The organism is Nitrospira sp. Vd2, assembly GCF_979581665.1.
In genome coordinates this window covers 41,375-61,278 of the sequence record NZ_CEFZSK010000010.1, presented here as the reverse complement: position 1 = coordinate 61,278, position 19,904 = coordinate 41,375, and the positions used below count along the sequence as shown (strand labels likewise).

General features: G+C 55.6%; 16 protein-coding genes. All 16 read left to right on the top strand.

From position 1 onward, the window contains the following. Positions 1 to 203 precede the first annotated feature (203 nt). On the top strand, positions 204 to 1,415 hold the full coding sequence (locus tag AC1U7K_RS04970) for an O-antigen ligase family protein (protein WP_480249735.1): 1,212 nt from the start codon (positions 204 to 206) through the stop codon (positions 1,413 to 1,415). 184 nt (positions 1,416 to 1,599) lie between these two features. Then, complete coding sequence (locus AC1U7K_RS04965) at positions 1,600 to 2,235, top strand: glycosyltransferase family protein (protein ID WP_480249734.1); 636 nt, start codon at positions 1,600 to 1,602, stop codon at positions 2,233 to 2,235. Positions 2,236 to 2,272: 37 nt separating this feature from the next. Continuing rightward, positions 2,273 to 3,274 carry a thiamine pyrophosphate-dependent dehydrogenase E1 component subunit alpha gene (locus AC1U7K_RS04960; protein WP_480249733.1) on the top strand — a complete coding sequence of 334 codons (1,002 nt, stop codon included), beginning with the start codon at positions 2,273 to 2,275 and terminating at the stop codon, positions 3,272 to 3,274. After that, positions 3,271 to 4,302, top strand: coding sequence for an alpha-ketoacid dehydrogenase subunit beta (locus AC1U7K_RS04955; RefSeq protein WP_480249731.1), 1,032 nt, complete (start codon positions 3,271 to 3,273; stop codon positions 4,300 to 4,302). Before AC1U7K_RS04960 ends, AC1U7K_RS04955 begins: the two co-directional genes overlap by 4 nt. Further along, on the top strand, positions 4,303 to 5,466 hold the full coding sequence (locus AC1U7K_RS04950) for a DegT/DnrJ/EryC1/StrS family aminotransferase (protein WP_480249730.1): 1,164 nt from the start codon (positions 4,303 to 4,305) through the stop codon (positions 5,464 to 5,466). Next, positions 5,463 to 6,404: an NAD-dependent epimerase/dehydratase family protein gene (locus AC1U7K_RS04945; RefSeq protein WP_480249729.1), complete on the top strand. Its 942-nt coding sequence runs from the start codon at positions 5,463 to 5,465 to the stop codon at positions 6,402 to 6,404. The genes AC1U7K_RS04950 and AC1U7K_RS04945 overlap by 4 nt, the downstream gene beginning before the upstream one ends. A gap of 48 nt (positions 6,405 to 6,452) precedes the next feature. Beyond that, on the top strand, positions 6,453 to 7,385 hold the full coding sequence (locus AC1U7K_RS04940; RefSeq protein ID WP_480249751.1) for an NAD-dependent epimerase/dehydratase family protein: 933 nt from the start codon (positions 6,453 to 6,455) through the stop codon (positions 7,383 to 7,385). Continuing rightward, positions 7,372 to 7,878 carry an NUDIX domain-containing protein gene (locus AC1U7K_RS04935; RefSeq protein ID WP_480249728.1) on the top strand — a complete coding sequence of 169 codons (507 nt, stop codon included), beginning with the start codon at positions 7,372 to 7,374 and terminating at the stop codon, positions 7,876 to 7,878. Before AC1U7K_RS04940 ends, AC1U7K_RS04935 begins: the two co-directional genes overlap by 14 nt. Before the next feature lie 11 nt (positions 7,879 to 7,889). Then, the gene (locus AC1U7K_RS04930) at positions 7,890 to 8,951 is read left to right on the top strand and encodes a GHMP family kinase ATP-binding protein (protein WP_480249727.1); all 1,062 of its coding nucleotides are present in this window, start codon (positions 7,890 to 7,892) and stop codon (positions 8,949 to 8,951) included. A gap of 26 nt (positions 8,952 to 8,977) precedes the next feature. After that, entirely contained in the window at positions 8,978 to 9,709 is a 732-nt protein-coding gene (locus AC1U7K_RS04925) for a nucleotidyltransferase family protein (protein ID WP_480249726.1), read from the top strand. Beyond that, entirely contained in the window at positions 9,706 to 11,244 is a 1,539-nt protein-coding gene (locus AC1U7K_RS04920) for a B12-binding domain-containing radical SAM protein (protein WP_480249725.1), read from the top strand. Before AC1U7K_RS04925 ends, AC1U7K_RS04920 begins: the two co-directional genes overlap by 4 nt. A gap of 25 nt (positions 11,245 to 11,269) precedes the next feature. Continuing rightward, positions 11,270 to 12,145: an ABC transporter permease gene (locus AC1U7K_RS04915; protein WP_480249724.1), complete on the top strand. Its 876-nt coding sequence runs from the start codon at positions 11,270 to 11,272 to the stop codon at positions 12,143 to 12,145. A gap of 13 nt (positions 12,146 to 12,158) precedes the next feature. Continuing rightward, the gene (locus AC1U7K_RS04910; protein ID WP_480249722.1) at positions 12,159 to 13,508 is read left to right on the top strand and encodes an ABC transporter ATP-binding protein; all 1,350 of its coding nucleotides are present in this window, start codon (positions 12,159 to 12,161) and stop codon (positions 13,506 to 13,508) included. A 44-nt stretch (positions 13,509 to 13,552) separates the two neighbouring features. Further along, the gene (locus tag AC1U7K_RS04905) at positions 13,553 to 14,767 is read left to right on the top strand and encodes a class I SAM-dependent methyltransferase (protein ID WP_480249721.1); all 1,215 of its coding nucleotides are present in this window, start codon (positions 13,553 to 13,555) and stop codon (positions 14,765 to 14,767) included. Positions 14,768 to 14,801: 34 nt separating this feature from the next. After that, complete coding sequence (locus AC1U7K_RS04900; RefSeq protein ID WP_480249720.1) at positions 14,802 to 18,467, top strand: glycosyltransferase; 3,666 nt, start codon at positions 14,802 to 14,804, stop codon at positions 18,465 to 18,467. A gap of 643 nt (positions 18,468 to 19,110) precedes the next feature. Further along, positions 19,111 to 19,896: a glycosyltransferase family 2 protein gene (locus AC1U7K_RS04895; RefSeq protein ID WP_480249719.1), complete on the top strand. Its 786-nt coding sequence runs from the start codon at positions 19,111 to 19,113 to the stop codon at positions 19,894 to 19,896. The last annotated feature ends 8 nt before the right edge of the window (positions 19,897 to 19,904 follow it).

Here is a 19,904-nt window from a genome sequence, read left to right as displayed (position 1 = left end):
TCTTATTGAACGGGGCCTAGCGTCATGCTATAAGCATGCCACGGTTTCTCCGGTCAGGGATACAAGTACACCTTCCAGTCGTGCTTTTCTTTTCAATCGTTGAGAGTGGCGTCGGCAGTTGGCTGGCGCAGTTCTAGGTATTGTAGACGCAAGTCGTGCACACTTTGGACGTGTCGCAAGCTGAGGTCAAGGAGCGCCGCCCGTTGGCGTGGGCCTGGGCCTCAGTGCCGGCGTTTTGGCATATCCAACGAATCGGCTTGCTCGTTCTCATCGTGACGAGCTTTTTCCCCTCCCTCTTTCACAAGCAGGAAAAACTGTTCTTCTTGTTGTTCGCCGCGGCCCTGTTCGTAATCTGGAGGACTGGCGGCGCGCTTCGCATCCACACGCCCATCAATCGGCCCCTCGTGGCCTTTCTTATCTGGGTCTTGATCACCACTCCCTTTGCCATCGACCCCTGGTACAGCTTTGGTGAGTGGAGAAAATTGGTCGTGCAGGCGCTCGTCTTCTACTGGGCTGTGCTCGTGGCGCGGCATCAGGACGAAACGAAATTGGTCAAGGAGATCTATCTGGCCATCGCGATCGGGACGGTGGTCTTGTGTCTGGTCGCGCTCCAAGATTTCGTCGCACGCGGAGGAACATGGCAAGATCGGATCGTGCGAGCCGGCGCCCCGAACTCCGATTACAACTGGCTCACGACCTACATGGTAATCGCGATCCCACTCCTCATCGCCGCGTGTCTGTCTGCTGCGGATGTCTCCAAGCGGATCATGCTCGTTCTGGCGACCGGTCTCGCGATCGTCACCCAGTTAGCAGCATACACGCGGGCCGGGTGGCTCGGGATGGCGGCGGAGGGCGTGACGGTGGCCATCGTGACCGCCAGTCGACGGGTGCTTCTCTTACTCGCAGCCGCATTCGTGTCGGTCGTTCTGGTGCTCGTCATCTCGACTCGTTTAGGGTATCAGCAGCAGACCGCCGATCCGTGGACGCTGGGCGCCCGGATGGCCGTGTGGAAATTGCAGGTGAACGAAATTCTGGCTCATCCTGTCACCGGCATCGGGTACGGAGCCAACACTTTCATGATGCGCTTCGCCGGCTACCCCGAAACCGAAAAGGCAAACGGTCCGCATAGCACCTTCTTGATGGTCGGGATGGGGAGCGGGGTGCCGGCGGTTGTGCTGCTGCTGTGGCTGTTTGGCGCAACTGTCAGAGCGTTTATCGAGGGCAGAAACAAGCTCGGCAAAGAGCAGTCTTATTTCCTGCTCGCGATGATCGCACTGGTGGTCGGCTTTGCCGTTCGAAATGCCTTTGACTATATGTTTGCGGGGAGCCTCGCTTACGTGTTTTGGTTGCTCATGGCTGTTGGATGCGAAGCGTCGAGCTACCCTCGGATGATCAACAAGAGCTACGCCAGCTAGAGAGCCGTTGATGCTTCAGACGTTGTTGAGATTGTCCTTGACATCATTAGTTTCACCTGGCACATGTACGGCGTTTGTCTAGGCGATCATTGTAAGCATGTCGCAGGTGTCGCTCTCACTGCTCCTTCCAACTCGTGGTCGTCTTTCTTCCGTTTTGCGCTTGTTCGAGAGCATCCGGCAGACGGTGAGCAATTCCGCTGACATTGAAGTCGTGCTGTTCATGGACGAAGACGACCACGAGAGCCGGGGCTTGGTGTGGGATCGATTCCATACGTCGACGATCATCGGAAAGCCCGGCACGCCGATGGGCCGCATGACCAACGCGTGTTTTGAGGCCAGCCACGGGCGCTACGTGATGCTGCTGAACGACGACGTTCAGTTCAGGACGCCGGGATGGGATCGGCGCGTGCACGAAGCGTTCGAAAAATTTCCGGACGGCATCGCGCTCGTGTATGGCAATGATCAGGATCAGGCGGCGACGGTCCCCACTTTTCCAATCCTATCGCGACGGTGCTGCCAGGTGCTGGGCAAGATTTGTCCTCTGAGCTATCGCAATTTACACATCGACGCGCATCTGCACGACATCTTTCGGCGGCTGCGCCGGCGCGGGTATGACCGAATCGTCTATCTCCCTGACGTGATATTCGAGCATTTGCATCACACGATCGGGAAGTCCTTGCCCGACGGCACATCTCAGAAACGCGACCCTGGATACGATGATCTCTTGTTCATCTCCTTTGAATCGGACCGGCGCTTTGCAGCGGAGCGGTTGATTCAAGGAATTGAGGCGTACCGAGCCGCTATGGTGCAACCGGTTTGACAACAATGCGACAAGATGCAGGAAGAGGTGTGTGACGATGAGTGATGGACAACGCGCCGCGATGCCGGATGCACAGACGAGCATCGACCTCTACATGCTGGTGCTGAAGATCCGGATGGCCGAGGAGCGAATCGCGGAGATTTACCCGAGCGACAAGATTCAAAGCCCCGTCCACCTGTCGCTGGGCCAGGAGGCAGTCTCCGTCGGCGTCTGCCGAGCGCTCCGCCGCGAAGACCGTATTTACGGGACGTATCGCGGCCACGGGATCTATATCGCTAAGGGAGGCGACCTTCGAAAAATGTTTGCCGAACTGTATGCGAAAGACACGGGGTGTGCAAGAGGGAAGGGCGGCTCTATGCATCTCGTGGCACCGGAAGTCGGACTGATGGGGTGTTCGGCGATTGTGGCAAGTACGATTCCCGTGGCCACCGGTGACGCGCTCGCCTCACAGATGCAAGGACGGCCGCGTGTCGTCGTCGCCTTCTTCGGCGATGGAGCGGTGGACGAGGGCGTGTTTTTCGAAAGCGTCAATTTCGCAGCCTTAAAGGGGCTGCCGATCGTCTTCGTCTGCGAAAACAACGCCTATGCCATTCATTCGCGCATTAGTGACCGGCACAAGCAGACGGAAATATTTCGATACGCCGAGACGCTGGGGATCGAGGGATGGCGGTTCGATGGACAAGACGTGTACGTGGTACACCGAACGATGAAGGAGGCAGTAGATTCCGTCCGCGCTGGGGCCCCTCCGGTGTTGCTCGAGTACCTCACCTATCGATGGCAGGAGCACGTGGGCCCCGGTCGTGACCATCACGAGGCGTATCGCAATGCCGAGGAGACGGCCCGTGCCTTAGAAGCGGACCCTGTACGGATCGCGCGAGAGCGGCTTGAGCAGCACTTCGGCGTCGGAAGCGAAGATTTCCATCATTGGCAGACGACCATCGTGAAGGAAATCGAGGAGGCGGTCGAATTCGCCGAGCGGAGCCCGTTCCCAACGGCCGCACAGTTATTCGACCATCTCTATGGTCAAAGGAATGCATGATGATCAAGAAGTATGTCGAAGCGTTGCATAGCGCGCTCACGTATGCGATGGACCACGATCCATCCGTGTTCGTAATGGGAATCGGCGTCGATGACCATAAGGCCGTGTTCGGCAGCACCAAGGGATTAGTGGACCGCTACGGCAAGGCCAGAGTGTTCGATACGCCGATTGCCGAAGGCGGGATGACGGGCGTCGCGATCGGCGCCGCCCTAGGCGGGATGAAACCGGTGCATATCCATATCCGCACCGACTTTCTCTATCTGGCGATGGACCAACTCTTGAACCTCGCCGCCAAATGGCATTACATGTTCGGCGGCCAGATGACGGTTCCCATCGTCGTGCGGGCCGTCATTGGCCGAAGCTGGGGGCAGGGCGCGCAACACTCGCAGAGTTTGCAATCCCTGTTCATGCACATTCCGGGGATCAAAGTCGTGATGCCGACGACGCCGGCGGACGCCCACGGATTGCTATTGTCTGCGATCGACGATCCGAATCCCGTGGTGATGATCGAGCACCGGCTGCTCTATGATATCACCGGCGAGGTGCCGGCGATCGGCACGCGCATGCCTTTGGGGCGAACGATCATCAGACGGTCGGGTCACGACCTCACGATCGTCGCCAACTCTTATATGGTGGTCGAGGCGTTGAAAGCGGCGGACTTCCTCGCCTCGCACGGCATCGAGGTGGAGATTCTTGATCCGGTGTCGCTCGTGCCGCTTGACGAAGAGCCGATCATGGAATCCATCCGGAAAACGGGGCGGCTCCTCATCGTGGATACGAGTTGGGTCACCTGCGGAGTCAGCGCCGAGATTGCAGCCCTCGCCGGCGAAAAGGCCTTCTTCGCCCTCAAACAGCCGATCAGGCGGATGGGGATGCAGCGTACCGTCTGCCCGGTGAGCAAACCGCTCGAGCAGGCCTTCTATCCAAATGCGAAAACGATTGCCGCCGAAGTCTTTGCGATGCTCGACCGTCCGCTTCCCAACGTGGAGGCGCCTGTCTTGACCACCACTTTCAAAGGGCCATTCTAAATGATTCGCTACCATCTCGCGGAAGACACGATCGATCGGCAGGACATCGACCGGCTGATCGGCTGGCTCAAGACCTACCCCCGCCTCACGAAAGACAAGGTCACCGTCGAATTCGAACAGCGGTGGAGCGAGTGGTTGGGCCGCCCCTACTCGGTGAATTGCAACTCGGGATCGTCGGCGAATCTTTTGATGTACTATGCGCTCCTGTTATCCGGGCGACTGAAAAACAAGAAGGTGATCGTGCCGAGCGTCGGCTGGGTCACGACAATTGCGCCGGCCATTCAATTCGGGTTCGAGCCGATCATGTGCGAGGCGGATCCCGATACGTTTGGTCTCGATCTCAACCATCTCGAGGAATTGCTGAAAACCCATCGACCCGCCACTGTGGTGCTGGTGCAGGTCCTCGGCGTCCCCCATAAGATGCAGGAGATGCAAGCGCTGAAGGAGAAGTATGGTTTCATCCTGCTCGAGGACGCGTGCGCCGCGATCGGCGCCACGTATCGGGGATACAAGGTCGGCACATTCGGCGACATGGCGAGCTTTTCCTTCTACTTCGGCCACCAAATGTCCACGATCGAAGGCGGAATGGTCTCCACCGACGACAAGACGTTCAACGATCTGCTCCGGATGCTGCGGAGCCACGGTTGGAGCAAGGATCTGGACCCTGCCACGCATCAAGCGATGGTCATTAAGTACGGCATCGACGATTTCCATTCGCCGTTCGTGTTCTATGAGCCGGGCTTCAACCTAAGATCGACCGACCTAAATGCGTTCATCGGCGTTGGCCAAATCGAAAAGCTCGACTGGATGACCGCGCGTCGCGTCGAGAACCATGGCCTGTACAAACGCCACCTTGGCGAGAAGTTTACGATCCAGCGGTGCGACGCTTCCTCACAGGTGTCCAGCATCTCGTTTGGCGCGGTCGCCGCGTCAACCGAGCAGCGGCGGTCGATCGTGAAAGCCCTGGTGGCGAACGGAATCGAAACGCGGATATTCTCGGCCGGCAATCTCGGCCTCCATCCCTTCTGGTACGACCGATACGGGAAATCGAGTTTTCCAGTTGCCGACCGTATCCACCATTGCGGATTTTTCTTGCCGAACAACCCGTCGCTGACGCAGCCGGATATCGAGTTCATCTCAAACGTCGTGCTCGAGGCCCGGTGAGCGACACGCTGCTCATGACCGGCGGCCGCGGTCTGCTCGGCTCCGCCGTGCGTCGGCTGTGTCCGGACGCCGTGGCGGTCGATACCCGGGATGCGGACCTTCGGGATATCGAGCAGGTGAGACGCGTATTCGACCGGGTGAAGCCGCGCGTCGTTCTTCACCTCGCGGCACGGGTGGGTGGGGTGAAGGCGAATGCCGAGCACAATGCGGAACTGTTCGCCGACAATATCTCCATCAACACGAACGTGCTGCGCGTCGCACAGGAATGCGGTGTGTCGAGGCTGATCTCCGTGCTTTCCAGTTGTGCGTTTCAGTTGTACGCCGATCGTCCCTCCACCGAGGAGGATCTTCATGTCGGCATGCCGTTCGAAGGGAACTTGGGGTACAGTTGCGCGAAGCGGATGCTCGATATCCACACGCGGCTGCTCGCGCGGCAGTACGGGTGCCGTTTCTCCACGATTGCACCGGTGACGATGTATGGTCCGCACGATGATTTCGACCTCGACGGTGGGCATGTCATCGGCACGCTCATTCATAAGTGCTATCTCGCGCAACAAGAGGGTCGACCGCTCACCGTCTGGGGCAGTGGAAGAGCCGTCCGACAATTCGTGTTTGTCGACGATGTGGCGGCGGTGCTGCTCCGCATGTTGCGCGAGAAGCGCGGGCCGGAGACGACGATCATTGCATCTGACGGAGGGGTGACCATCCGGCAATTGACGGAGTTGGTCGCGCGCGTGATGGGTTTTCAAGGGCCGGTGGTCTACGATACGACAAAACCCGAGGGAGTGCCGGTCAAGCGCTTGACGAGCACGAAAGACGATCCCATTGTGCGATGCTTTCCGTTCACGCCGATGGAGGTCGGCGTGCGGAAGACCGTGGAATGGTTTCTGAGCCACACCCCGGAGGCGCGGGCGGGCTATTCGGTGCAGCGCGCGTGAGACGATAGACGGTCTTTAGACGAAGGAGTGGTCGTGGCGAAGCAACCGCTGAACGTGTTGATCACGGGTGGAGCAGGCTATATCGGATCGGTCTTGAGCAAGACGCTGCTGGATCGCGGGTTCCGTGTCACGGTCTTGGACAACTTCATGTACGGCCAAAACAGCCTGCTTGATTGCTGTCCGATGGAGCAGTTCGACGTCGTGCGCGGCGACTGTCGCGATGAATCGACCATGAAGCCGTTGCTGCGCGATGCCGATATCATCATTCCGCTCGCCGCGCTCGTCGGGGCGCCCTTGTGCAATCGCGACCAGGTCGGCGCGCGTACGACCAATAGCGAGGCGGTACGGCTCTTGTGTCGGCTGTCTTCCGGACAGCAACGAATCTTGTTTCCGGTGACCAACAGTGGGTACGGGATTGGGGAGAAAGGAATCCACTGTACGGAAGACTCGCCGCTGCGGCCGATTTCCTTGTACGGTGAGACGAAGGTCGAAGCGGAACGAGCCGTGTTGGATCGGGGGAATGCCATTTCTTTTCGGCTCGCGACCGTGTTCGGGGTGTCTCCGCGCATGCGCATGGATCTATTGGTGAACGACTTCGTCTACCGCGCGGTCCACGATCGGGCGGTCGTGATCTTTGAAGGGCATTTCAAGCGCAACTACATCCACGTGCGTGACGTGGTGCGTGCGTTCGTGCATGGGATCGACCACTTTGAATCGATGAAGGACCGGCCTTATAACGTGGGCTTGGACGACGCCAATCTGTCAAAAGTCGAGTTGTGTCAGTTCATCCAAAAGATCATCCCGCAGTTCGTGTTCTTCGAGGCGCCGATCGGCGAGGACCCCGACAAGCGCGACTATATCGTGTCGAATGCGAGAATCTTGGCGACCGGCTATCAGCCGGAATGGTCCTTGGAGCGGGGTATTCGGGAATTGATGAAGGCCTACACGATCGTCCGCAAGAACCTGTATGCCAATGTGTGATTTGGAGGCGATGGGGAACCAGAGCGCGCTGTCGGAGATGTACGGGAGCGACGTCGCCGGCCGGGACGTCTCCGTGCGAGCGGGTGTCGGCGTGATCGTCCGCGATGCGGAGGGTCGGATTCTGCTGGAGCAGCGCCGGGACTGTGGCTTGTGGGGATTGCCGGGCGGTCGTATCGAACCCGGTGAATCGATCATCGACGCCGCCACGCGGGAGGTACACGAGGAGACGGGCCTGACCATCCGGGTGACCCACCTCATCGGCGTCTATTCCGAGCCGGATGGCCGGATTGTCACCTATCCCGACAATGGGGATGTCGTGCAGCTTGTCGATGTCGTCCTGCACGCCGTGGCGACCGCCGGCAGTCTTCGGCCTAGCCATGAGAGCTTTGCGGTCCGGTTTTTCCATGCTGAGGAATTGCCGTCGGAGATTGTGCCGCCTGCCCGCGCGCCGATTCATGACGCCCTCAACCGATTGGCCGGCATCCTTCGTTAGGAGCTTTCACTATGATCATTAGCCGGACGCCTTTTCGCATCTCCTTCTTCGGCGGGGGAACGGACTACCCGGTGTGGTACCGCGAGCACGGCGGTGCGGTGCTCGCGACGACGATCGACAAGTACTGCTATATCACGTGCCGCTATCTGCCACCGTTTTTCGAGCACAAGACGCGCATTGCGTACTCCAAGATCGAAACTGTGAGATCGAACGAAGAGATCAGCCATCCGGCTGTGTACGGGGTGCTGAAGTTCCTGAAAATCGACGAGGGCGTCGAAATCCATCACGACGGAGATTTGCCGGCCCGCACAGGCCTGGGATCGAGCTCGTCGTTCACGGTGGGATTGCTCCATGCGATGAGCGCGCTGAAGCAAGTCATGCCGACAAAGATGCAGCTTGCGCGCGACGCCGTCAAGGTCGAGCAGGAAGTTCTTCACGAGAATGTCGGCTGTCAGGACCAGGTCATGGCCGCGCATGGCGGCCTCTGCCGCATTGACTTTCTCCAAAACGACGATATTCGAGTCACGCCCATGATCGTGAATCAGCAGCGGCTGGTCGATTTGCGCGCACACTTGCTGCTGTATTTCACCGGCTTCTCGCGCACCGCTTCTCAGATCGCCAAGGAGCAGATCGAGCGGACGAGGGACCGCCGGGCCGAACTCACCGGGATGTATCAGATGGTCGGGGAAGGTGTGTCGCTGCTGACGGGCTCATCGAACCTGGTGGAGTTCGGCAAACTCCTCCACGAAAGTTGGGAACTCAAACGACGTCTGACGTCGAAAATTTCGACGCCGATGATCGATGACATGTATCAAGCGGCACGTCGCCATGGTGCGATCGGCGGCAAGTTGCTCGGGGCGGGCGGAGGCGGCTTCATGCTGCTGTTTGCGCGCCCGGAGGACCATCCGCATCTCAAGTGGGAACTGCGGAAGTTCCTTCGGGTGCCGTTTGAGTTCGAAACCATGGGCAGTCACATCCTGCTGTATCAACCCGGCGCTCTGATCGAGCGGGACTATCCAGAGGATTTTTGCCTGCAGGAGAATGATCATTTACGTCAGCACACCGGCCTGTAGGCGTCGGCTTTTGTTGAACCTGAAGCATGAAGCGGGACTCGATCGATGTCGTCATTCTCTGCGGCGGGCTTGGCACACGACTTCGGCCTGTGGCCGGTGATCTCCCAAAGGCGATGGTTCCGGTCGGAGGGCGGCCGTTTCTGGACCTCGTCGTGGATCATGTCGTCCATCACGGATACCGCCGCGTCGTGTTCTGCACGGGGTATCGGTCCCACATGATTACGGACCACTTTGGAAAGCGCCGCGATCTGCGGATCGAATTCTCCGCCGAAGCGAGTCCGTTAGGAACCGGAGGCGCGTTGAAGCACGCCGCTGCTCTGATTCGAAGTGAATGCTTTCTGCTGCTCAATGGCGATACCTTCTGTCCGTGTGATCTTCCTGCGATGGTGGCCAGTCATGCCGCACACGATCGAATCGGCACAATCGGCGTCAGCAAGCCGGAAGGCCGCAGCGACGGCGGCATCGTCCGTCTCGGAAGAGACGGACGCGTGCTGGCGTTCGATGAGAAGCCGGACTGTACGACTGAAGGCTACTTGAATGCAGGCGTGTACGTCTTCGCCAAGACCGTCCTGCAGCACATTCCGGACCGTGCGTGCTCTCTCGAGCGGGAGATCTTGCCGCAGTTGATTCGGCACTGTTTGGGCGCCTATGCGGTGGAGGCGCCCGTGTATGATATCGGTACACCGGAGCGATTGGCTTCGTTCGCCAGTCTCTACGCCGCGTCTGCTGTTGTTGGACAACCCAAGGTTAATGAATGAGGCACCATTTGGATCTTCTCCTCGTCAATCCGAGCGCTCGCGCCCAGATTTACCAACGACTCGGCGAAGACCTCGCTGCCGTCGAACCGCCCGTCTGGGCCGGGTTGATCGCGACGTTCGTTCGCACACAGAGATATCGTGTGGCGATTTTGGATGCGGAAGCGGAAGGACTCGGGCCCGATGACGTCGCGCGTCGGGTCGAGGAGTTGAATCCGCTCTTGTGCGCCGTGGTCGTGTATGGCCATCAGCCGTCCGCCTCGACGCAGAACATGGTCGGCGCGAGCGCCGTTTCTACCCGGATCAAGGAGCAGACCCCGGAGACGAAGCTGCTGTTGATCGGGGGACACGTGTCCGCGCTGCCGGAGCGGACCCTGACCGAGGAGGCGGCGGACTTCGTGTGCGAAGGCGAAGGGCCGTGGACAGTCTGCGATCTGTTGGCAGTCTTGCAGGCCGGCGGCAAAGACCTGAGCAAGGTGAGGGGCCTCTGGTATCGAAGTGAAGAGGGAATCCGTTGCACCGCATCGGCCCCGCTGTTGGAAGACTTGGACGGGTTGATGCCCGGTATAGCATGGGACCTCCTTCCCATGGATCGATACCGAGCCCACAATTGGCATTGTTTCGGACATCTGCAACGCCAACCGTACGCGTCGCTCTACACGACCCTGGGGTGCCCCTATCACTGCTCGTTCTGTTGCATCCAAGCGCCGTTCAAGAGCGGTGAAAAGGCGGTGGGCTACAAGGAGACGGTGAACAGTTACCGCTTTTGGAGCCCGCAGACCGTCATTGCCGAGATCGACACCCTTGTCACGCGGTACGGCGTTCGCAACATTAAAATTGCCGATGAAATGTTCGTGCTCAACAAGCGCCATGTCGGCGCCCTCTGCGACCTCATCATCGAGCGGGGGTACGATCTCAACATTTGGGCGTACGCCAGGGTGGATACCGTCAAGGAGGGCATGCTCGAGAAGCTGCGGAAGGCGGGCGTCACCTGGCTGGCGCTCGGCATCGAATCGGCCAGTGAGCACGTTCGGGACGGCGCCTTGAAGATGTACGGGCAAGGCGACATTGTGAAAACAGTGCGGGCCATTCAAGCGGCGGATATCAACGTCATCGGCAACTATATTTTTGGCTTGCCCGACGATACGCTCGAATCTATGCAGCAGACGCTCGATCTTGCAATCGAGCTCAACTGTGAATTTGCCAATTTCTATTCCGCGATGGCGTACCCCGGCTCACCGCTCTACCGTATTGCAATTGAGAAGGGATGGCCGCTGCCGGAAACGTGGAGCGGCTATTCACAGCACTCGTATGATACGTTGCCATTGCCCACGCAGACGTTGTCACCTGCTCAGGTTTTGCAATTCAGAGATGAGGCGTTCCGGATTTATTTCAACAATCCGCTCTACCTAGAAATGATTCGCCGAAAGTTCGGTGAAGCTACTAGACGGCACATTTCTGAAATGTCCATGCATGGTTTGCCGAGAAAGTTCTCGAGTGCGTCTATGGTCTCTACACGGCACTTGCCTGAGGTCTGACAAACCACGGCGAAAAGTTTAATCGTTGACCGCCAGCTTCCCGACAGGTGAGTCGTTGTTCAGTGGAAGTGAGATTGCTTCAACGAGAGATGAGGCAATGGTCCGTGTAGCCACAGGACTTGCAAAGTGCGTATATCGATTTCGAAATGCCATTTATTTAATGGCGCAACGCGAAATCGCCGCTCGTTATATCGGAAGCATTGGTGGACCGTTGTGGATGGTGGGCCAGCCTCTTGCAACCGTGTTAGTATTTTGGTTTGTCTTTGCTGTAGGGTTTAAGGCAAATAATTTTTCTGGTATCCCTTTCATCGTATATTTTCTGGCTGGTTATACACCTTGGCTCCTTGCTACGGAATTGCTAATCAGCAGCACGCATTCGATCGTCAGGCATAGCTATTTAGTGAAGAAAACCGTGTTTCCAGTTGAAGTTCTGCCGCTAGTGTCATTAGCTGTTGCGACATTCACGCATATCATCGTTGTCCTTATGGTCGTACTCGTCGTCTGGATGAACGGCATCGTTATTCCGATGACCACTTTTCAACTCGTCTATTACTATGCAGCGATGGCAATTATGTTGATAGGACTGTCTTGGGGCCTAGCCGCCGTTCAGGTCTTTCACCGCGATGTGGGGCAGGGCATCGGGGTGGTTCTGAATCTCTGGTTTTGGGTGACACCCATTGTATGGGCCGAGGATATGATTCCTCAAAACATTCGCTGGCTCCTGACTTACAATCCGATGCACTATATCGTGCAAGGCTATCGAGAGTCGCTCATTTATGGCGTTCCGTTCTGGCAGAATCTGCAAGGCATGGGGCGGTTTTGGCTCATGGCGTCTGCAGTCTTTATCGTGGGGGCATATGTTTTTCAGCGATTGAAACCGGAGTTTGCGGAAGTGGTCTGAATTGGTGTGCCACGTGGTGAATAGTTCCGCTGTCAAACTCCAAAGCGTCAATAAAGTTTACGCCCTATTCAACTCGCCAATTGCACGTCTGAAGGAAGCGCTTCACCCGTTCGGAAAATGCTACCACAGTGACTTCGTCGCGCTTCGCGAGATTTCTTTTGACGTCCCGGTCGGTCAGACCGTTGGTATTCTCGGCCGAAACGGGTCAGGGAAATCGACCCTGCTGCAAGTCATCGCTGGAGTCCTTCGGCCGACTGCTGGTACCGTAGCGGTAAACGGTCGCATCTCTGCATTGCTTGAACTGGGCACTGGCTTTAATCCCGAATTCAGCGGAGAAGACAACGTTATGCTGTACGGCGCCATTCATGGGCTCTCAGACGTAGAGATGCGTGAGCGCATGCCTGAAATCAGGGCATTTGCAGATATCGGGGAGTTTTTCTATCAGCCGGTGAAGATCTATTCATCGGGAATGTTTGTGCGTGTCGCCTTTTCTGCAGCCATCCACATCGAACCCGACATATTAATAATAGATGAAGCACTCTCAGTAGGCGATCTCAAGTTCCAAAACAAGTGCTTCCAGAAGTTGATGGATTTTAAAAAGGCCGGCAAGACGATTCTCTTGGTTACGCACAGTACAACGTTAGTCACGAGTCTTTGTGAGAGAGCGCTTCTGCTGGAGGCTGGTGAATTGGTCTTTGACGGACACCCGGTGCCCGCCGTTGATCGGTACTTTGACTTGCTTTTCGCCACGACAGAAAAATGTTCAAAGCCGCTCCTTGATCAAGAGCAGAGGACCCGGCCGGACGGCAACCCAAGACCGATAATAGATTTGTCGGATTCGCGAGATCAATGCGCATTCCGCGCCGGATACAACAGAGAGGAGGTTCGGCTTCAGGTATTTGGCGCTCAAATCATCGATTACATCATTGCTTCGGCTTCGGCTATTGATGTCGCCAACATTTTCTTTGGATCTACCACCGCCTTCTTCATCAAAGTGCTCTTTGAAAAATCCATCGTCCATCCCATTATTGGATTCTCAATAAAGACAGTCGAAGGCGTAGAAATATCGGGCACGAATACATTCATGATGCGAGAAAAGGTGTTATCCGTGTCCGCCGGGGAAATACATTTGTTCAAATTCACGTTACAACAACGCCTGAATCCCGGTGATTATTTCATCGACCTCGGCGTAGCGGAAAACAACGGCACTAAGGGCGGAGAGATTTTAGATGTTCGAAGGTCAATCGCCCAGTTCACTGTCACCGCTGTCAATGAGATTGTGTCGGATGGCCTTATCGACCTGGCGCCAAAGTTTGAAGTGCTCTCGTGTGAGCCTCAGGCGCATCCGAAGCGTTTACTCTAATAGGTCACGAGGAAAGAGAACGAGCAGCCAAAGATGGCTGCCCGATGCAAAAACAAGTGTCTTACCGGCGACTTGCTCACGCTCTGCTTCAAGGGAAATCGTATTTCGGTCTAGCCTTACGGGCTCTTCAAGGGATGCCGATTCGGCACAAGTACTTCTTCCCCATCGTTAAGATAATTGCGGAAAGCAAACCAGGGCCTATGTCTATTTTAGAAGTAGGCTCTTGGGCAGGAGCGTCGGCGGTATCATGGGCAAAGGCATTACGGAAGCTAGACCGTCCGGGGCGAGTCTTGTGCGTGGATCACTGGCGTCCGTATTTTGATCTACAAACTGACTCAGGCCATCATTACGCCGAGATGGATGAGGCGGCACAAACAGGCGATATTTTTAGGCTGTTTTTGCACAACATACGTGCAGAAGGCATAGAAGCCATGATCGACTATCGAATTGGTGATTCGCGAGCCATTCTTCCCAGCCTGTCGAGCGCTTACGACGTCGTCTATATCGATGGTTCTCATCGATTTCCTGACGTTCTCTCTGATATTCAACATGCCAAACGTCTTGTGCCTGATGGTGTGATTTGCGGCGATGACTTGGAGGTTTACAAGCACGAAATTGACGAGCGCGAGCACGAGCAATTGCTCCGTGCCGGCTGCGATTATGCCTACAGTGCAAAAGCCCAACGGCACTATCATCCTGGAGTCACTGAGGCTGTCGCGCGTGAGTTTCCCACTGTGTCGCTTTGGGAAGGATTTTGGGCCGTGACGCGCAGTGGCAGCCATTGGCGTCAAATTGAATTGCAGGATCCAGGAAGGCTGGAGATCCCGCCCCATATCTTGTCGAGCATAGACGGTGAAACGATAGCGGAGCACGGCGAGACGACCCTATTCAATTTGCTGGAGATCGAAGGGCGTTTCCTGGCCATTTCCAAGGAGATTGGGAAAGTCGACGTGTTAAGTGAGCGGCTCGGCGAGCGAGAGTTATGGCCCATTGTATTGGAAGCGACGACGCTTGATGAAGTTCGGGCGAAAGCGCAACAGGTCGAGCGTACCGCAAGCCGGCCTACACCAGAGCCGTCGGGAGAAGGATGGGGATTCAATTTTGTGCGGATGGGCGAGGCTTATCTTGCTGTTGCGAAGTCCTTGGGGCCGACGGATCTTCTCCTTGAACGCCTAGGCGAGAGAGATTTGTGCCCTCTGATCTTCAGAGGAGAAACACTTGAAGAGGTGGTGAAGAAGGCGAAAGCAGCAAGAATTTGAATCACGCGCCCGGTGTTCGAACGGGGAGATCCGAATGAAAAAGATTGAACGATACGAAAGCTGTGGAAAATGTTTTTCGCTGATCGTGCCGACGCGCCACCGAACGGACAAGCTTCAGAGTCTGTTTGATAGCCTTCTGGCAACGACGGATGACATTTCCCGTCTCGACATTGTTCTCGTGGTCGATGCAGATGACCCGGTGTCAATGGCCTTCAAGCACGCCACGCTTCCTGCAGCCCGAGTGGTGGTACCGCCGGGAAAGAACATGGGTGAGCTCAACATGGCAGGCTATGAGCGCGCATCCGGACGGTACGTCATGCTGTTGAACGATGATGTGGTCGTAAGGACGAAAGGATGGGATGCGAAGGTTCTCGAAGCGTTCAAAAGTTTCAGCGATGAGATCGCTTTAGTCCATGTAAACGATCGGATTTTTGAAGACAAGCTCTGTACGTTTCCTTTCGTTTCAAAAGCGTACTGCGCCCTAGCAGGCGGAATCTGCCCTCCCGAATACGTCAGGTATCGTATCGACGACCATATCTATAACGTGTTCAACCTTCTCAGCGTCCTCGGAAAAAATCGGATCATTTATCTGCCGGATGTCGTCTTCGAACATACGAATTGCGTGGTGACGTCAACAGGAAAGGTTGATTATCGGCCCGATCCTGCCATTCACCAGATCGATACAACGACATTCGACAATCTGTTGCCGAATCGAAAGGAATTAGCAGTTCAATTAGCCGGTGAGATCGACAACCATCTTCTTCAGCAGGTGCCCGCCGTGCGCCGTAACGTTTTGAAGCCGATTACTGATTCTGTTTCTCTTCGTCGCGCGGAGTATGTACGCACGTATTCTTCGGTTGTGCCCCTTCAAAGCTCCAGTACTCGCGTGACAATTGGAATCGTGTCGGCCGACCTGCGTTCAAGCCATGCATCTGCATCGATTAATGCAGTAAAGAGGTATACGACTAATTACGACTTAGTTATTTTGGACAACAACAGGGGTAGGAATTTCAATCATTCAAGAGAAATGAACCGGATTATTTCGGTATGTAAGACCGACTACCTGGTGCTGATGGATGATGACGTATATGTCGAACCAGGCTGGCTTGATGGCATGTTGCGAGCGATGACGCCGAGCGTCGGCGTTGTGACGCCCCTTCACAAAAATGCCGACGGTCGTTTGTCGTATGCGGGGGTTGTGATGCGGCCTGATTATTCGGGCCACCATGCTCATGCCCTTGCCGTCCCCGATGCTCCGATTCCTATCCAAACCCTCTGCAGTGCTGTCGTGTTAATTGATATGGCAAAATGCGGCCACATAAGATTTGATGAATGTTACTCGAAGTACTTTTTGGACATCGATTACGGTCTTCGAATTTGGGAGTCGGGATTTCAAGTGGTATGCACGCCCTACGCGATAGTGACGCATATAGGCGGCGGCACTCTTCAGCAGGGCGGAGCGGTCTCCAATCAACTTTTCGAAGAGCAGCGGCGTCATTATGTCGAGACGTGGATTGAAACAGGGCGATACCAGACTGTCGAACGTGACAGATGGCACCGGTTCACAGAGCTACAAAAACTGTCGGATGTGGGAAAGCAGGTCGATCGGCTATTGCAGGACCGCCAGGGAGATAACAAAGCTTTCTTTCGCCGGAGCCTTCAATACTTTAAATCCTTATCCGATTACCCGTCCCTCTACAATTATGCCCGCGAACGTGTCTGGCAGTTCGTCGGGGACAAGCGCCCGCAGTTCCATGACGCAGATGGCGGCAGATTGGCATTCCTACTGGGGTTGTCGGGCCATCCAATTCTTATCGAGGCTGGGTGTAAGGGATTTAATATCATACTTTTTCAGTGCTTGTTTTATGCCATACCGGCAAACGAGGGGGCGTTTGATCCAGACCGGATTGAGCACCGCCGCTACACGCGTTTTTATTCTGGAGACGACGTTGAGACGGTGAAGGCTCAAGTCAATGGGGAGCAGTCTCCCACCGGGTCAGTACTCGAAACGAGGTCAAAGATCCATCTGTGGGGCGACCGGCTAATAGAATTGGCGAGAGTCGGGCGCGATGGATGGATAGTACTGAGGGCCGAGAAAAGCCGGTTTGGCAGGTGGAGGCCGGCGGTCCGCCACGCGGGAAAGATGGTAGCGAAAAGAGCGGGCCTCGTTATGCTCGGTACACAACGATTCGATGAGTATAAGGCGAAATGGAAAAGAGGATGCCAAGGGAATGTACCGACATTGGCGCTTGGCTTAAAGCTTGCCGGCGCCGCGTTGTACGAGGCGTTGAAGAGAGAACACCTATGCTCCCCTGGAAGCGTGCTGACCGCGCAACGACGTAATGGGAGCGAGACAAGTCTTCTCGGGTCTTGGCGTTCTGCGCCAAGTGCCAACTCTCTTACTTGGGTTCGCTCTAGCCCGGTTGTGTTGGTGGACGAATTCGGCGGGTATCGAATCTATCGTTTTGAGTACAAGTACTTCGCAATTCTCGAATCGGACGGGCCGTTCGACTACAAGCGTTTCGCACGCCGTCAGTATCACCAGTTTATCATTGGGCATACGCTCAGTGAAGTCCGCGAGGTGATAGCGGAACGTGCGGTGACGAGAAAGCCGCGTGGTGGACGGGTTCTGCTGGCATATTTGCCTGTGTCGCATGTCCGTCCCTACGCCACAGAACACATCACGGACGCCGGATTTGTCTTAGTATCACCCGGTGAGGAAAGTAAATGGGTAGGGTTTAATGTGATCGCAGTCGACCATGACCGGCTTTGTGAATGGGCAAGTAGTCTCCCGGAAGGAAAGATCAAGGACTGTCTCAGGAGTGGCGTAATCGTGCCATGGACGGACCCAGTGAGTTGGACGAATAACGCGCTTGAGGCATCGTGCGCCACTCTGACATCTCAGATGGACGTGCTAGGCCCCGACGGCAGGCGCTCAACGTATCGCGGCGAAAATCTTCATCGTGCTGTCTACAACAAAGCATGCCTTGCAAGCATGTTTGAAGCGGTGGGGCAGCCCAAGGCCCAAACAGTGCTCGAGGTAGGGTGCAGCGACGGTCTGCTATGTGAGATGTTAATCATTGCCGGAGCGAAGAAGGTGGTCGGGATCGATATTATGAGAAGCGTCGGTTGCCGCTTCACGGACGAACAGGCGCGTTATAAGATCATGGATGCCACTGCCTTGGGATTTAAAGACGCCATATTCGATCTTACTTGCTCGATCGCCACATTTGAACATTTGCCCGATCCATATTCCGCGTTGCTCGAAATGTTACGGGTCACGAAGGTCGGTGGCTACTGCTACGTTCAGGCCGGCCCTCTTTATCATTCTCCATATGGGCATCACATGTCCGCCTACTTTCGCGACTACCCTTGGATACACTTGCGAATGGATAAGGAGCAATTGAAGCGCTACGTGCGGGAGCGTGGAGTCGACAAATTGATCAAACAGGACTTGGGGATCAGCAGCGACGACTATATCGATTCTATGCTCTGTCGCGATCACGTTAATGGGCTGTTCTTGTGGGAATATGGTCTCGAAGAGTTCAAGCGCCGAAACGATATTCGCGTCATTAAGTTTCAAATTAGCTATGAAGGCCGGGATCTCCTCACTCCGCCTACAGTTGACGAACTTGCCACGTTTGATCGAGAAACGCTTGTCGAGCACGGGTTTGAGATTGCTTTTCAGCGCACGACGTGAAGCTGGAATTCAAACCCGGATGCGTCGATCACTGTTTCTACTGATGACCGGATATTTTGTCTTGTGCATCGGCTATGTTCGCTTCGTGTGCCGTGGGTACATGGTAAAGGTTACGAAATGTTCGCCACGAACAAGATCGCCGGGACACTTATGGCACAAAATCAAAGCGCTCTATCGGTTTGGGCTAAAAGTCAGTCTGTACTATCTCACGGCCGTTAAGGCATGTCGAACGGTCTTGAGAGATCTTGCGAACAAGGGCACAAGGAGGATTGCCGTATACGGGACAAACGAGGTTGCCGAGATTCTCTGTTGGCTAACGACGTTTGACATTCCTATTCGGATCATTCGCTTTTACCATGATGGCGGGTCTGCATGCTACTTCCAATGGCGGAGAGTATTGTCCATAGAGGAAGCGAATGCCTATCCCGGAGAGGTCGTGCTCATCGCTTCTATCCTCGATGTCGACGAGAAGCTAGAGCGATTGGCATTGCTCGGAATTAAGCGAGATCGAGTGGCTGTGCTTGTGCCGGGGGACTCAAGTAAAATGTCGGAGTGATGTTCGATCGGTAATGATTCTTTCTGGTGGGCGGAAGATTGTTCCGCTGAAGCGAGCCAAAACATTCCAGCGATTCCACGGAAGACCGTGAAGGCCACGATCGCGATTATCAGTTATAAAGCGAATGAACTTTTACGAGGATGCCTGAGATCACTGAAAAAGTCTCCGGGAGTGCAAAGCTACGAAATTATTGTCGTCGATAATGCCGCCGACGAAGACGTCCAAAGAATTCTTAACGAGGAAGTCCCGTGGGCGGTTCTCATCTCAAATGCTGAGAACATTGGGTTTGCTCGAGCCGTAAACCAAGCATTTCGTCGGAGTACTAGTGAATATGTCCTTGTTCTCAACCCAGATATTCACGTCAGACCAGGCTCTGTCGAGGCCTTGCTCGATACAATCAGGAATGACGCCCATATTGGGTTGTGCGCTCCCAAGCTATTAAACCCTGATGGCAGTCTTCAGTACTCCTGTCGTGCTTTTTATACTCCTAAAGCTATACTGCTTCGGCGAGCTCCTCTCGGCCCGTGGCTCGAGAATCGACAGACGTGGCGCCACCATTTAATGATGGACTGGGACCATGAGAGCGTTCGGACGGTGGATTGGGTCATTGGCGCTGCTATGATGCTGAGACGTGCCGCTTTCCCCGATGGTGCCGTGATGGATGAAAGGTTTTTTCTTTACTTCGAGGATGTCGATCTGTGCTGGCGGTTGAAGAAAGCGGGATGGAAAGTAGTGTACTGCGCGAATGCCGTCATGGTCCATCAGCACCAAAGGGCTAGTGCCCGAGGCTGGTGGAACCGTGCAAAATGGGAACACCTCAAATCGTTTCTCAAATTTGCTTGGAAATATCGTCGAGAGCCGATCCTCTCTTGATGGCCGGT